Here is a 15164-nt window from a genome sequence, read left to right as displayed (position 1 = left end):
TTACTACCTAGTAACTCATTCTATCTGTAAATTAATTAAGCGTTTTATAAGTTAAATGCAACAACGCTTAATTTTTTAAACTACTGTATACCTCATGCATTTCAAGATTTATTTAGTTATAGATTCAAAAGCTACCGTCAAAAGTATTCATCCCCAAAAATTATAATCTATTGTTATATATGAACTATTTATTTTTAAATAGTTTCATTATCGTGCTCAGCTGAATAACTGTACAAAAAAATAGCAAAAAACACTTGCACCAAACAACTGTATAAACTACTGTATACATGTACTGTATAAAAACCCAGTGAGTGAGACGATTATGTTACAGCCTATTACCGTAAGAACAGTTAAGAGCTACCAACAAGATGACCAATCTGATTGTGTTAACGTTGTACAAATTGAAGATGAGATTTCAGCGACCTTTGAATTATTAAAAGTATTACACCAATACAATAGCTTAAATGCATGGACACTTTTAATTGCGCCAGACCATGTACCTAGTAAAGCGTTACTTGATTCATGTTCAATTGATACCAGTAAATTATTAGTTATACGCCAAAAACATTTAGTTAATATAGAGTATGTTTTAAGTTCTGCACTTCACAATGGAAATTTTGCAGCGGTGATCACCTGGACCGACATAATAAATAATCAGCAACTATCACAGTTATCATTAAACCTGAGCCATACACGCACTAAGCTGTATTGCTTTAGCAAAAAAAGCGCTCAAGCTGAGATTTCACTAACGCAATAAGCTTGGTAAACTAGCGTTTTAATACACAGTACATTTATTATGACCTCTAACGCCCTACTATGTTTTTGTGGCAGTCAGCAACTTTATGCTGATTGCTGTGAACCTTTTCATTTAAAAACCAAACAGCCACAAACACCTGAGCAACTTATGCGTGCTCGCTACAGTGCATATGCGGTTAAAAACGCGGCTTTTGTTCGTGAAAGTTACGCAAAAGAAAAGCAAGCTGAAAACTCACTATCAGAAATTAAGGACTTTGCAACTAGTTGCCGCTTTATAAACTTAACCGTATTAGATTCTGGTTATAATGATGAAACAGGGTTTGTAAAGTTTAAAGCCCATTACTTTTATCAAGACTTGTATTGTGAGCTGGCTGAGCATTCAAAGTTTATTAAAGAAGATGAACAGTGGCGATACCTTGATGGTGAGATCACACCGGTTGCTGATATCAAAGTGAAACGCAATGATACTTGTCCTTGCGGCAGTAATAAAAAGTATAAAAAGTGTCATAGTGTATAAGTAACAACCACAAAAAATGGGCCACTTGGCCCATTTTCAAAAACTACACTAAACGCAACTTAGCGTTTTATTCGTCATCATCTTCATCGAAGTCTTGACGCTGTGCAGGTCTTGCTAAAATCTCTAAGTAGAAAGAGGTTAAACCTTGCTTTTCAATTTCACTGATGTGATTGTTAATTTCAGCAACGTGAACCACTTGGGCCTCTTCAGCCGTGTTACCAAACTTACAATCAAATGCCCAGTAGTCGGCATCAACAGGTAAAGTTTTATTACGTTCTCTTTTCAAATATTTTTTCACTTCATGCTTTGCAGCATCAACCATACGAGGGTATTTGATTTTCTCATGATTCAGCGTGAATGTTTTCTTCATTACGTTCCTAATTACCTTGGTTTAATGATAATGGCATTTAATGTCATACCATTTGCGCCATTATAGCAATTGCATTTAAATTTTGGATGCTTTTTTTATATTAAATCGGTTATTAAAATAAAGCACCTACAAAACCACTAATATAAACACAGTTTATTACAATCTAATGGCGCTTAAAAAACAGCATTTAATTAGGCACTAAACAAATGTAATGGCTGGTGGAGGGCTTCATTTTGTAAATCATCATAAAATGCTGCGGCATCCATTTGCATATTTGAGAGCGGCATATCACTGTTTTTAATTCGCCGACGTACCGCCAGTTCACAATTATCAATCACGTTAAGCGGAATATGATTTTTATCATCTCGAATATTTAACGGTTCAGGCTTTAAGCACTGAGTTAACTTTATATCACTCATCCCTATAGCGCTTCCCATTTTTGCTAAAAGTTCCGTGTTATTTTTGCCAATTAACATATTAAAGGTATCTGGCGCTAATGGCTGCTTTGGGCCCGCACCAAATTGCTTTCGCAAGGTCTCTTCATCAGCTTGGTAACCACTTGCATCACTTTTAGGTAAGTGAAACTCACTAAAATCAAGCGCGTCATGAGAGAGCATTGCTAATAAAAGTGCAAACTCGCCTCGGCGGTTATCGTGCACACTTTCATTAAGCCTCGTTTTTAACTGGCTCTCCGTGATTAACAAATCACCAATCTGCATAGACTTTAGCCTATTTAACTAATTAATAAGTATTTATCGGCTAAATTTGAATTTTCTTTAGCTTTTTTCTTTACTTAAATAAGAAGTTTGCTATTATCTGCCGCGTTGCATTGGAGGGGTTCCCGAGCGGCCAAAGGGATCAGACTGTAAATCTGACGGCTCAGCCTTCGCTGGTTCGAATCCAGCTCCCTCCACCACTTTTCTTAGGCTAAGTTAAGTGGGGCCAAATGCAATAAAAATTAGTGTGGAGGGGTTCCCGAGCGGCCAAAGGGATCAGACTGTAAATCTGACGGCTCAGCCTTCGCTGGTTCGAATCCAGCTCCCTCCACCACTTCTCTTTACTACCTCGTTTTATGTCCTAATTATTCAAAAACCCATTGTAAACTCATGCCATGCTTATTTAACCAAGCACTTGCTTTTTTGTGTTCTGAATAAAATAATCCTACACGATGCCAAAATTGTGCACTGTGATTTAAATACTTTAAATGCGCTAACTCATGCACAATCACGTAGTCAATTATCCATGTAGGTGCGCTTGCCAAGTGCAAGTTGAAGGTCAGTTCACGCCTGCGGTTACAACTGCCCCAGCGACGCTTATACAATTGAATACGAATATTACTCGGTAGCTTTTCACCCATCAGCTGACAATAGTCGTTAACTCGCATTTCAATATAACTTTCTAACTTCTCATGCAAAAACTGCTCTAGCAAACCTTGATACATTTGCGTTCGATGCTTCACACGTGAAGAAATACTCAGTAACAGCGTTTGGCTTTCATTGTGCTGCTGCCATTGAGTGCGTGCTGCATTTTCAAATTGCACATTTACAGCTTCATTAAATAATTTAATGCTATGGGTTTTGAGTGGAAACTGCCTTGTATCGGCTTGAATTTGTTGCTTATGTAACTGAGCATCAATCCAGCCCTGTTTACTCAACAGCCATTCATTAATTTGTGTTTTCGTTACAAAATGGGGCGCATACACCGTAAGTTCTCGTTGTGCGACTTTAATCGCTACTGTTTTTCTTCGTTTACTTCGCTTTAAAGTGTAATCCAACAATAAATGCTGCCTATTTATAATTAAACACTGGGCTTTATTTTACCTTGTACCATAACGGCTGATCTATAAATAATCCCTACTAAATGCCATTTTAATACCAATGCATGTAGTAATTCTCAATGAATAGTAAGTTTAGAGCTTAAAACACTTACGTTGCTGTTGTAACTTAGAGCTCAATACCTTGTGATTATTGTTGCGTTTATATTAGACTGGGTTTAAGAGTTATTATGTGAATGATTGATGCTATCTAATTTTTTTATAAACCAACCAGATCCAAGTCTGGTTATTAATGGTGTATACGACCCAAGTTTAGTGACACTATCTATACTCACCGCAATTTTTGCAGCCTACTTTTCCCTTCACGTTATCGATTTAGCAAATAATACTCACTTTAAGTCTTATCGTAAGCTGGCCAATGTAACTGCAGCTTTAGTGCTTGCTGGGGGGGTATGGAGTATGCATTTTATTGCTATGCTCGCATTTTCTTTGTGCACTACAATTGAATACGATCCCACACTCACTTTTGTGTCGTTTATACCGGCTTTACTGGCGTGTACCATTGCTTTTTCTTATTTGAAAACATATAGCACCCACCCTCGTATTATCAATTTAATTCTAAGCTCACTTTTATTTGGCGCGGGTGTTGGCACCATGCATTACAGTGGTATGGCTGCAATGCAATTAAGTCCATTACTTCGTTATGATCCAATGTGGTTTAGCGCTTCAATTGTTGTAGCAGTGCTGCTCTCTTTCATCAGCCTCTATGTACGTTTTCATTTACCTGCACACTTTAAAAAATTAACGCCGGTGCATAATCGTATTATTTGTGCGCTTATTCTGGGGCTTGCCGTGGCTGGCATGCATTATATGGGCATGGCCGCTGCGCGATTTATTGCAACCACTCCGATAATTAACGAGCAAACAAATCAATCACATCTAACCTTTATTGCTATTAGTGTTTCGTTCGCCACGCTTTTATTAACAGCGGTGGTTGTGATCATCAATGGTATGATCCGCTACAGAATGCTGTTAGGTAAAAAATCTGCTGAAGAGTCTCGCCTTGATGCTATTTTATCAACTGCTATTGATGGCATCGTCACTATCAATATTAAAGGTACCATTTTAAGCTTTAATAAGGCCGCAGAAACGATTTTTGGCTGGAAAGATAATGAGGTCATTGGCCTAAATGTAAAAATATTGATGGCTGATGATATTGCTAATCAACACGATGCTTTTTTAAAAAACACCACAAACCATGAAGTAAAGCGTGTAATTGGCGTTAATCGTGATGTGTGGGCAAAACATAAAAATGGTCATCAATTTCCAATTCGACTAGGGATTGGTGAAGTAAAGCAATTGCAAACTGAAACACTATTTGTTGGCTTTATTACCGATTTAACTGAGCAAAAAGCATTACAACAAAGCTTAATTGAAAAAGAGCGACAATATCGTACCTTGATGAACAATATGCCCGGTGTTGTATTTCGCTGCTTGTTAGATGAACACTGGAGTATGTTGTTTATAAGCCCAAGCGTCTATGAACTAACGGGTTATCGCGCTGAAGAGTTTACTGAGCAGCGTATTACCTTTGCCGAGCTGATTGTTAAAGAAGATGAAGCGGCTATTTCTTTAGCCATTGATCAAGCGGTTGCATCAACCAATCAATACTCAATTGAATACCGCATTCGCCATCGCAACGGCAATATTATTTGGGTACTGGATCAAGCAAGTATTGTCACAGGCTCTAAAAATGATGCCCGCTGGGTTGATGGCGTTTTGGTTGATATAACCAAACGCTATGAATATGAGCAAAGCTTAAAACAAGCTAAATACGAGGCTGAAGTAGCCGCGCAAGCTAAACAGTCTTTTATGGCAAATATGAGTCATGAGATACGTACCCCCATGAATGCAATTATTGGCTTTAGTGATATTTTGATAGATAGCCCGCTTAATAAAGATCAACAGAAGCAAATAATTACTGTTAATAACGCCGCGCGTTCTTTGTTGCACTTACTTAACGATATCCTCGACTCAGCAAAGTTAGAAAAAGGCAAACTCGAAATTCAAAATGTACATTTTAACTTGCAAGAATTACTCGACAATATTGTGTCTACATTTTGGCTGGATGCAAAACGTAAAGACCTAAAACTCAATTTAAAAATAGCTGACAATGTGAATCCATTTTATTTTGGTGACGATACGCGTTTACGCCAAGTGCTAACCAATTTAATCGGCAATGCGATAAAGTTTACCGAACGAGGCCATGTTACTTTGTCGGTTACTCATAACCCCAATCAACCTATTTTATTTGAAGTACAAGACACAGGTATAGGTATTGAAAAAGATCGTCTTGAGGCTATCTTTAAACCTTTTGAGCAAGCAGACGGCACCACAACTCGCCGATTTGGTGGCACAGGGCTTGGAACAACGATTAGTAAACAGCTGGTTGAGTTAATGGGTGGCCATATATATGCACAAAGTACCCTTGGCCAAGGTAGCTGCTTTTGCTTTACTGTCGCGCTTGAAAAAGGCGAGAAAAGTCAGGTACAGCTCATTAGTAAAAACGTATTTAATTTACCACCATTAAAAATCTTAGTGGTCGATGACATTGAACAAAATATTGAGCTACTCACCATTATGCTCTCACAAGCTGGGCATCAGGTAAGAAAGGCTAATAATGGCTTTGAGGCCATTGAAATATTTAATCAACATCACTTTGATATTATTTTAATGGATATTCATATGCCTAAATGCGATGGGATCAGTGCTACGGCATCAATTCGCTCTTTAGAGCAGCAAAAGCAACTAGAGCAAACCCCAATAATTGCTTTAACAGCCAGTGTGCTACAGCAAGACAAGCTAACAGCCAAACAAGCGGGTATGAATGGATTTACAACTAAACCCGTTGACATAAACCAGCTCAACTACGAAATAGCAAGAGTGCTTGGGCTTGCTATAAGCCAGTTAGAAACTGCAGATCCGATTGACTCAAAACTCCGTATAGATTTAGCTAAAGGTGAGAAAATGTGGGGCAGTAAAGAAAAACACCTCAAAGAAGTCGCGCTCTTTTTAGCTCAGCATCAAAATAGTATGCAAACCTTAGCGACCAATAAGCTAAACGATAAACACCATGCTCAAATTCTGCATAATTTAAAAGGTCTTGCAGGTAACTTAGCGCTTAATAATTTGTCTGACTTAGTTGCTCAAGCTGAAAAGCAGCGTGATGTAGCTACTTATGCCCAATGCATATTACAATGCCAACAAGAGTGGCAACAACTAGCAGATGAATTATCACATTTACATTTTGCTCCTAAAGAGAATAAATTACAAAAAGTAACCGTGTCAAATGCTGAATTTATTCACCAATTAACGCTTTTACTTAGCCAAGCTAAACGAGCAGAGTTGGACGATACGTTATTAAGTTATATTGAGAAAATAACACCAGAACAGCATAAAAATGCTATTTTAAACATTTGTGAACAGTTTAATGAATTTGAATTTGATAATGCAAAAATAGAGCTCAATGCATTATTAACAACACTTAATAATTAGCTCTTCTGAGGACGACGATGGATCAATCTATAAGTCAGGCGCGAATATTAATCGTCGATGATGAACCTGCGAATTTAAAAGTAATGCGCGAGGTTCTAGCGAGTAACTACCGTTTGTCGTTCGCTAAATCGGGGCCATTAGCACTGCAATTAATTGAAAACGATCCACCGAACCTCATTTTACTTGATGTTATGATGCCAGATATGAATGGCTTTGAAGTGTGTAAAATTTTAAAAACTAATCCTACAACCGCACATATTCCAGTTATTTTTGTTACCGCACTTACACAAGAGCAAGATGAATCGGAAGGGTTTTCTTTAGGTGCAGTTGATTACATAACCAAACCTATTAGTCCTGCTATTGTAAAGGCAAGGGTAAAAACACATCTTTCTTTAGTACAAGCCGAGCAGCTAAAACAAGCACATGTAGACTTAGTAGAACGATTGGGGCGCGCTGCAGAGTACAAAGATACCGATACGGGTGAACATATTGCTCGAATGAGTCAATACAGCAAGGTACTTGCTTTAGCGCTAGGAATGAATGAGCAACACGCTGAGTTATTGCGCCAAGCTGCACCAATGCACGATGTCGGAAAAATAGGCATTCCTGATTCAATATTATTAAAACCAGGAAAATTAACTCCAGACGAATTTGCACACATGAAAGAGCATGCTGCTATAGGAGCTAAAATATTGGCCAACTCACCCTCCCCTTTGTTGCAACTTGCCCACGTACTGGCAATTGAACATCATGAGAAATGGGATGGCACTGGCTATCCTAATGGATTGAAAGGCGAAGAAATTTCGATTGAGGGACGGATTGTGGCGATTGCTGATGTATTTGATGCACTCACATCAAAACGCCCTTATAAAGAGCCTTGGAGCATTGAGCAAACAATAGAACATATGCAGCACCAAGCGGGAAAACATTTTGACCCACATCTAGTTGAGCTTTTTATTGGTCAGATAGACGCTGTTCTAGCGATAAAAAAGGCCCATCAAGAGCGCGATTAAATCTCCCCTTATTTGAGCAAATATTACTGCGCAAAGTGCAACTGACCCTAGCTTCTTTTGGCATTGTGAGAGCCTAAAGCTACAGCCGGAAAATGCTGTTTTATAATACGATAGTCATGGGACGTGATCTCATGGCTATTGCCACTAATATCTTTAAAATACATTGAAAATGTCACGCCATGATCAGCCAATATGGTTTTCACTTGGTGCTGCTCAAGATGCTTGAGCCAAATAACAAATTGCTCCCCTGTTGCAGCAAAAGCGATTCCTTTACTACGCCCATCGCCTTCAAATAAAGCCAATCGTGTAGTGGCGTTTTCATCTTCGAGTGTTAAAGGACCTTTTCCCTCTTCATTCCAAAAGGCTAACTGCTCTACTACGGTAAAACCAAGCACCTTTTCATACCACTCAATAGCTTGGTTGAGGCTTTGAACATTTAAATGACAATGATCAATTCCCGAAAGTTTAGGTGTCATCGCGTTGTTCACCAATTTCAGATTTAAGCTGAGCTAAAAAGTCGTGCATATATGCAGTGCGTCTTTGTGCTTCGGCTTTTGCAGAAGGAGTATTCATACTCTGGGCAATATGCAGTAATTTAATAAAAAAATGATCTAGGGTGTATTTTTTATCGTCTGCTTCTCGGTTTAAACAAAATGGATCATCGGGGTTGTATAATAATCGACTAATAGAGCCGCCTACTTTCATACAACGGCTTACGCCAATAGCACCCAAGGCATCCATTCTGTCAGCATCTTGTACAATCTGTGCTTCAACCGTTTTAATAGCAATATTGGCGCTAAAACTATGTGCGGCAATGGCATGGTGAATATCATCAAATAGCGCGTCATCATAGCCAATAGACGCTAAAAAGTTAATCGCTTTATCCGCGGCCATTGTTGATGCCCTTGCTCTATCTGGATGATTTTTAGCCACTGCGACACAATCATGCAACCAAGCTGCAGGCAATACAATCGCCATATCAGCCTGCTCTGCTATACATAGCTGCACAGCAACACGCACTACCCGTTCAATATGGGTAATATCATGGGCAACATCCGCATGTACTAAGGATGTAATAAAGTCTCTGCATTGCTGATTAAGTTGCTGTAATGAGGGGCTAAGAGCTGAATTGTCCACCGAATTTCCAAAAATCTATTTAAACGAGTTAATAATGGCTACTTTACCGCGATTTATAAGCCCCTTGCAAAACATTCATTGTATGTTGCGCGAGCCTTGACTAAAATACAGCGCTTATTTATTACTACAGAGAAGCCTTATGTCATCTGCCGTTTACCTGCAAGCTGGTCGCGATAAATCATTAAAAAGAAAACACCCTTGGTTATTTTCTAAAGCCATCAAAAAAATTAAAGGTAAACCTGGATTAGGTGACACGGTAACCATACACGACAGTGAGGGTAAATTTTTAGCCACCGCAGCTTACAGTCCTCATTCACAAATACGTGCTCGTGTTTGGAGCTTTGACGAAAAAGAAGTGATTGATCAACATTTCTTTGAGCGTCGTCTTCGCCGTGCTTTAGAAGCTCGCAGCCATGCAATTGAAGAAGGTGGACTTACCGGCTTTAGGTTATGTGCAGCAGAATCAGACTACTTACCCGGTATTACCATAGATAAGTTTGATAATGTAATTGTGTGTCAATTACTAAGCGCAGGCGCAGAACGTCATAAAGGTGAAATTGTTGGCGCTTTAATGGCTATTTTCCCAGGCTCTACTATTTATGAGCGCTCAGATGTAGATGTTCGCACTAAAGAGGGGCTTGAGCCTATTAAGGGTGTGCTTTGGGGGAGTGAACCCACTGAGCCTGTCATAATTGAAGAAAATGGTTTAAAAATTGAAGTGGATATTCTTGAAGGCCATAAAACTGGTTTTTATTTAGATCAACGAGATAGCCGTGCTGCACTGGAGCGTTTTTCAAAAGACAAAACCGTATTAAATTGCTTTAGTTATACGGGAACGTTTTCTCTTTATGCCCTTCGCGGTGGCTGTAAACATGTAACCAATGTTGATGTTTCACAACCAGCACTTGATACAGCAAAGCGCAATGTTGAGCATAACAACCTTGATTTAAATAAAGTCGACTTTGTAAAACAAGATGTCTTTAAATTATTACGCCAATACCGTGAAGACGGGGTGATGTTTGATACGATCGTTATGGACCCGCCTAAATTTGCCGATAACAAGGCGCAGTTAACTGGGGCGTGTCGCGGTTACAAGGACATCAATATGATTGCGATGCAAATATTAAAGCCCGGCGGCACTTTGCTAACATTCTCATGCTCTGGTTTAATGGAACAAAACTTGTTTCAAAAAGTAGTCGCAGATGCAGCCCTTGATGCAGGTAAGGATTTACTGATCATGGAGCGCTTAAATCAAGCAGCTGACCACCCCATTGCAGGCAGCTATCCTGAAGGCTTTTACCTTAAAGGGCTTATTTGTAAGGTTTACTAAAAACTAATTAAGTAGTTAGTTAAACTCTACAATTTCAAGCCCTGCGGTTATCGTGCCATCCTCTTCGGTGCTGGCACGTATCACCTTAACGGTGGCTTTCAATGGTGCAATACTCGGGTGTGTTGATGCAATATCAACCGATAAAATTGAGTTAAGCTCTAACAAATCATCGAGTTGTAATGAAAGACCCGTTGCACTTAAATCAAGGCATGTGCCAGTATAACTGAGCCCAGCAACAGGCTCTATTGAGGTTAACTTTGCTGGCGTGTTAACCTGCATACGTCTATAGTTTCGCTTATCTTCAGTAAACATAATTCCCTCTACACAATATTATTAATTTTTTCTCGTAGTACAGCGATAGAAAAAGGTTTTACAACGTAAGCATCACACCCTGCGTCAAAGCCTGCTTGTTGCTCAAGCTCCGACTCAAGTCCAGATATCATGACCACCGGAATGTTTTTTGTCTCTGGCGTGTGTTTAAGTATGCGACACGTATCATAACCATCGAGTCCTGGCATACACACATCAAGCAAAATAATATCGGGCGGATTTGCAATCGCAGATGCTAAACAACTTTTACCAGAATCAGCATAGCTCAAATCAAATGTTGATGCTAACCCTGCTTTGAGTATTTCAAAATTGAAATACTCATCATCAACCACTAACAACTGTCGCGCTCTGTGTTTTATTAATGAGGACATAGGTATGTCATTTCCTTCTCAAGTTAGTCCCTCTGTTAACTTACTTAGCTTAATAGAGAATAAAGAGATTATTCAATTTCTTTTATCGCATTTAACACACGTTTTGCTGAAATTGGATAAGGCGTACCTAAGGTTTGTGCAAATAAGGATACGCGTAATTCTTGCTGCATCCAAAAAATAGCCTCAACATCAGTAGGCAATGGCATTCCTTTAGGTGTTTTATTCGTTAGTTTTTTATATTCTTGCGCTACTTTTTCAAGCTCTAACACACATAATCTATCACGATTTGGGTCAACAGGTAGTTTTTCTAGGCGTTTTTGAATCGCTTTTAAATAACGAATTAAATCGCCGAGTTTGTCTGCACCATGTTGACTGACAAAGCCTTTAAAAATAAGTGATTCTAGCTGGGACTTAATATCCCCATGAGCGGTGATCATAGTTAAATCTACACGCCCTTTCATTTTTTTATGCAGTGCATGCGCAATACTCAGCACTTGCTCAACCTGTGTAGCAATGGCCACAACGGTATCGCCTAACTCGCCGCGAATATGCTCTTTAACCGTTTCAAATGCCTCACTTGTGCGAATATCACCATATTTAACTAATAGGCTATCAACGCCTGATGCGATGCAGTCATCAATTAAATCGGCAATTTTACCAAAAGGATTAAAGTACAATCCTAATTTAGCTTTGTTTGGTAGGTTTTGCTGCAGGTATTTAATAGGTGATGGCACGTTTAACAGTACTAAACGACGTAAACCTTGCTGGTGCGCTAATTGCGCTTTTATTTCGTTATCGAATAGCTCTACTGCGGCCGTTGATTTTTTATCCACCAGCGCTGGGTAGGCTTTAATTTCGTATTGACCTTGCTTTTTCACATAGGATGTTGGTAACTCACCAAAATCCCACTGGGTTAAGTCGGCTTTTTCTATGCCTTTGTCGGCCACTTTAGATAAGGTGTCTGTCACTTTACCTTGAAGCTGCGCTTTAAGCTTAGCTAAATCGAGCCCACGGGCAAGAAGTTGGTCATTTTCATCACGTACTTCAAACTGCAATCTTAAATGAGGAGCAAGGGCTGTTAAATCCCACGCCTCGGGGTCGACTCGCACGCCAGTCATGCGCAATAACCGATTACTTAGTGAGTCGATTAACGAGCCTTGTAGAGGCTCTATGGCCGCTAACACCGCATCGGCATAATTAGGCGCAGGGACAAAGTTACGGCGAAGTGACTTTGGCAATGACTTGATTAACCCACAAATTAGCTCATGACGAAATGCCGGTATATGCCAATCAAAACCACTTTCTTGAACTTGGTTTAATAGCGCAACCGGTATCTGCACGGCAACACCATCAACTGCTTGGCCTGGATCAAAATGATAAGTAAGCGGCAACATTAAGTTATCTTGTTGCCATGTATCTGGATAGTCAAATTCGGTAATGCTACTTGCACCATGCTGCATGAGCTCTTCTCGCGTCATGTGCAGGTAGTGTTTGTCTTGCTGTTTTTGTGTTTTATACCACTTAATAAACGCAGCACGATTATTAATATCGTTCGGTATTTTTTTCTCGTAAAACTCAAATAAGGTTTGTTCATCAACTAAAATATCGCGCCTACGAGATTTGTTCTCGAGCACTTGAATATCTTCAATTAATTCGCGGTTATATTGTAAAAACCCTTCATTGAGCCCCAGCTCTTGTTCAACCAGCCCTGTGCGAATAAATAACTCTCGGCTTACTTTAGGGTCAATATTGCTGTACACACAGCGGCGTTTATTAACAATTAATAAGCCATACAGAGTTTGTTGTTCAAAGGCGATGACCGCACCGGGCTTTTTCTCCCAGTGGGGTTCTGTGTAGCTGCGTTTTACTAAATGCTGAGCGAACGGCTCTACCCAGTTCACATCAATTTTGGCATTAATACGAGCATAGAGTTTACTGGTTTCCACCAACTCAGCCGACATCATCCATTTTGGACTCTTTTTAAATAAGCCTGAGCCTGGGAAAATATGAAATTGGCTATTACGCGCACCTTTATATAGCTGCTTTTCGTCTTTGAAACCGATGTGACTAAGCATGCCACTTAAAAGTGCTTTGTGAATAAGCTCACTGTCTGCGACATTAGTGGTGGCTTTCATTTTCATTTCATTGCACACAGTGCTGATTTGATAAACGATATCTTGCCATTCACGAATACGCATATAGGCTAAAAAGTCTTTTTGACATAACTTTCTAAACTGGCTGTTAGTCAGCTCACTTTGCTGCTCTTCTAAATAATTCCACAGGTTTAAAAAGGCAATAAAGTCAGAGTCTGGATCGTCAAAGCGACCATGTTTTTCATTCGCGGCTTGGCGTTTTTCTTGTGGTCGCTCGCGGGGGTCTTGAATTGAAAGCGCGGCAACAATAACTATCACCTCACGCAATGCACCCAGTTTATGTGCAGTTAGCACCATTTTTGCTAAACGCGGGTCAACCGGCAAACGACTTAGCTCTCGCCCAGATTGTGTTAGGCTGGTTTTTTGATGACGCTTAGCCGCTTTTACTGCTTGTAACTCTTCAAGCAATGTTAAACCATCATTAATATTTCGGCTATCTGGAGCTTGCACAAAAGGAAATTGCGCCATATCACCCAGCCCAAGGGCTAACATTTGCAAAATAACTGATGCTAAATTAGTACGTAATATTTCAGGGTCAGTAAATTCAGGACGCGATAAAAAGTCATCTTCTGAATATAAACGAATACAAATACCCGCTTCAACACGTCCACAGCGCCCCATTCGCTGATTAGCACTGGCTTGCGAAATAGGCTCTATAGGTAAACGTTGCACTTTTGTGCGATAACTATAACGACTAATTCGCGCAGTTCCAGGGTCAATAACATAACGAATACCAGGTACTGTTAGCGATGTTTCAGCGACGTTGGTAGAGAGTATAATATGACGGCGCGAATGCGGTGCAAAAATACGGTTTTGCTCAGCGTTCGATAGCCTTGAATACAAAGGTAATACATCTGTGTGTTTTAAATTACGCTTGCTTAGTGCATCGGCGGTATCGCGTATTTCTCGCTCACCATTTAAAAAAATCAGTATATCGCCAGGACCTTCGGCGCAAAGTTCATCTACCGCATCAAAAATCCCCTGAAGTTGGTCGCCTTCGGCTTCCATATCTTCTTTTTGAATATCACTAATTGGGTTATAGCGTACATCAACTGGAAACGTTCTTCCTGATACTTCAATAATAGGTGCATCATCAAAATGCTTAGAAAAGCGCTCAGGGTCGATAGTTGCTGAGGTGATAATAACTTTTAAATCGGGGCGTTTTGGGAGTAAATTTTTAAGATAACCTAAAATAAAGTCAATGTTTAAGCTACGTTCATGCGCTTCATCAATAATAATGGTGTCGTATTGATTTAAAAATCGGTCTTGTTGTATTTCAGCTAATAAAATACCGTCGGTCATCAATTTAATATAACTGTTATTAGATACCTGATCGCTAAAACGAATTTTAAAACCGACCTGCTGGCCAAGCTCGCATTGCATTTCTTCTGCAATACGGTTGGCAACGCTGCGTGCTGCTAAACGCCTTGGTTGGGTATGGCCAATGTAGCCCTCAACGCCTCGGCCTAGCTCTAAACACATTTTAGGTATTTGTGTGGTTTTGCCTGAGCCAGTTTCACCAGCAATGATCACCACTTGATTATTAGCAATGGCCTCTTTAATGGTGTCTTTTTTTTGACTGACCGGTAATTGCTCAGGGTAAGTAACTTTAGGTAGCCCAGCTAAACGCTGCTCTCTGAGTGCTTGACTACGACTAATATCAGCCGCAATTTTTTCAAGCGCACTGGTAAGTTTTGCCTCGTCGGTGATTTTTTTAACGCCGTGAAGACGTTTTTTAAAACTGAATTGATCTTTTTTTAAGCACGTTTTTAGCTCGCCAAATAACTGACCTAGGTTTACCACCTGCATACCTTATAAAAATTAGTCAAAGAGCCCCGATTGTAGCAAATTAAATGGC

13 protein-coding genes and 2 tRNA genes are annotated in these 15164 nt (G+C 39.7%); 7 read left to right on the top strand and 8 right to left on the bottom strand.

Annotation, left to right across the window (positions count from 1 at the left end):
• Positions 1-322 precede the first annotated feature (322 nt).
• Positions 323-757, top strand: a complete 435-nt coding sequence (locus PUND_RS08205) for a SulA-like leucine-rich domain-containing protein (protein WP_010388516.1) — start codon at positions 323-325, stop codon at positions 755-757.
• Between the two features lie 39 nt (positions 758-796).
• Complete coding sequence (locus PUND_RS08200) at positions 797-1273, top strand: YchJ family protein (protein WP_010388514.1); 477 nt, start codon at positions 797-799, stop codon at positions 1271-1273.
• 67 nt (positions 1274-1340) lie between these two features.
• Here PUND_RS08200 and PUND_RS08195 read toward each other — a convergent pair whose 3' ends face one another.
• Complete coding sequence (locus PUND_RS08195) at positions 1341-1643, bottom strand: DUF6172 family protein (protein WP_010388513.1); 303 nt, start codon at positions 1641-1643, stop codon at positions 1341-1343.
• Positions 1644-1834: 191 nt separating this feature from the next.
• Complete coding sequence (locus PUND_RS08190; RefSeq protein ID WP_010388511.1) at positions 1835-2362, bottom strand: VC2046/SO_2500 family protein; 528 nt, start codon at positions 2360-2362, stop codon at positions 1835-1837.
• A 112-nt stretch (positions 2363-2474) separates the two neighbouring features.
• On the opposite strand from PUND_RS08190, the gene PUND_RS08185 reads away from it, so the two are divergent.
• Positions 2475-2559 (top strand) — tRNA-Tyr (locus tag PUND_RS08185).
• Positions 2560-2608: 49 nt separating this feature from the next.
• Positions 2609-2693: transfer RNA gene (locus PUND_RS08180), tRNA-Tyr, on the top strand.
• Positions 2694-2724: 31 nt separating this feature from the next.
• Here the strand turns inward: PUND_RS08180 and PUND_RS08175 are convergent.
• Positions 2725-3417 carry a M48 family metallopeptidase gene (locus PUND_RS08175; protein WP_010388510.1) on the bottom strand — a complete coding sequence of 231 codons (693 nt, stop codon included), beginning with the start codon at positions 3415-3417 and terminating at the stop codon, positions 2725-2727.
• Between the two features lie 243 nt (positions 3418-3660).
• On the opposite strand from PUND_RS08175, the gene PUND_RS08170 reads away from it, so the two are divergent.
• On the top strand, positions 3661-6972 hold the full coding sequence (locus PUND_RS08170; RefSeq protein WP_010388509.1) for a PAS domain S-box protein: 3312 nt from the start codon (positions 3661-3663) through the stop codon (positions 6970-6972).
• A gap of 17 nt (positions 6973-6989) precedes the next feature.
• Entirely contained in the window at positions 6990-7985 is a 996-nt protein-coding gene (locus PUND_RS08165; RefSeq protein ID WP_010388508.1) for a response regulator, read from the top strand.
• 47 nt (positions 7986-8032) lie between these two features.
• Here PUND_RS08165 and PUND_RS08160 read toward each other — a convergent pair whose 3' ends face one another.
• Positions 8033-8461, bottom strand: coding sequence for a VOC family protein (locus PUND_RS08160; RefSeq protein WP_010388507.1), 429 nt, complete (start codon positions 8459-8461; stop codon positions 8033-8035).
• Positions 8451-9122 (bottom strand): HD domain-containing protein, encoded by a 672-nt coding sequence (locus PUND_RS08155; RefSeq protein WP_010388506.1) that lies wholly within the window; start codon positions 9120-9122, stop codon positions 8451-8453. The genes PUND_RS08160 and PUND_RS08155 overlap by 11 nt, the downstream gene beginning before the upstream one ends.
• Before the next feature lie 139 nt (positions 9123-9261).
• On the opposite strand from PUND_RS08155, the gene PUND_RS08150 reads away from it, so the two are divergent.
• Entirely contained in the window at positions 9262-10452 is a 1191-nt protein-coding gene (locus tag PUND_RS08150; RefSeq protein WP_010388505.1) for a class I SAM-dependent methyltransferase, read from the top strand.
• Between the two features lie 15 nt (positions 10453-10467).
• Here the strand turns inward: PUND_RS08150 and PUND_RS08145 are convergent, their stop codons facing one another.
• The 3 genes from PUND_RS08145 to hrpA all read right to left on the bottom strand — a co-directional run bounded on the left by PUND_RS08145 (position 10468) and on the right by hrpA (position 15109).
• Complete coding sequence (locus PUND_RS08145) at positions 10468-10764, bottom strand: PilZ domain-containing protein (protein WP_010388503.1); 297 nt, start codon at positions 10762-10764, stop codon at positions 10468-10470.
• 8 nt (positions 10765-10772) lie between these two features.
• Positions 10773-11153 (bottom strand): response regulator, encoded by a 381-nt coding sequence (locus tag PUND_RS08140; protein WP_010388500.1) that lies wholly within the window; start codon positions 11151-11153, stop codon positions 10773-10775.
• A 68-nt stretch (positions 11154-11221) separates the two neighbouring features.
• Positions 11222-15109 (bottom strand): ATP-dependent RNA helicase HrpA, encoded by a 3888-nt coding sequence (gene hrpA, locus PUND_RS08135; RefSeq protein ID WP_010388499.1) that lies wholly within the window; start codon positions 15107-15109, stop codon positions 11222-11224.
• Positions 15110-15164 lie beyond the last annotated feature (55 nt).

The organism is Pseudoalteromonas undina (assembly GCF_000238275.3).
Classification (GTDB): Bacteria; Pseudomonadota; Gammaproteobacteria; order Enterobacterales; family Alteromonadaceae; genus Pseudoalteromonas; species Pseudoalteromonas undina.
The sequence above is the reverse complement of the archived record's forward strand: the minus strand, read 5'-3'. Positions and strand labels throughout refer to the sequence as shown.

Coding starts and splice junctions, on each gene's coding strand:
- PUND_RS08205 (WP_010388516.1), top strand. CDS start 323: ATGTTACAGCCTATTACCGTAAGAACAGTTAAGAGCTACCAACAAGAT.
- PUND_RS08200 (WP_010388514.1), top strand. CDS start 797: ATGACCTCTAACGCCCTACTATGTTTTTGTGGCAGTCAGCAACTTTAT.
- PUND_RS08195 (WP_010388513.1), bottom strand. CDS start 1,643: ATGAAGAAAACATTCACGCTGAATCATGAGAAAATCAAATACCCTCGT.
- PUND_RS08190 (WP_010388511.1), bottom strand. CDS start 2,362: ATGCAGATTGGTGATTTGTTAATCACGGAGAGCCAGTTAAAAACGAGG.
- PUND_RS08170 (WP_010388509.1), top strand. CDS start 3,661: ATGCTATCTAATTTTTTTATAAACCAACCAGATCCAAGTCTGGTTATT.
- PUND_RS08165 (WP_010388508.1), top strand. CDS start 6,990: ATGGATCAATCTATAAGTCAGGCGCGAATATTAATCGTCGATGATGAA.
- PUND_RS08160 (WP_010388507.1), bottom strand. CDS start 8,461: ATGACACCTAAACTTTCGGGAATTGATCATTGTCATTTAAATGTTCAA.
- PUND_RS08150 (WP_010388505.1), top strand. CDS start 9,262: ATGTCATCTGCCGTTTACCTGCAAGCTGGTCGCGATAAATCATTAAAA.
- PUND_RS08145 (WP_010388503.1), bottom strand. CDS start 10,764: ATGTTTACTGAAGATAAGCGAAACTATAGACGTATGCAGGTTAACACG.
- PUND_RS08140 (WP_010388500.1), bottom strand. CDS start 11,153: ATGTCCTCATTAATAAAACACAGAGCGCGACAGTTGTTAGTGGTTGAT.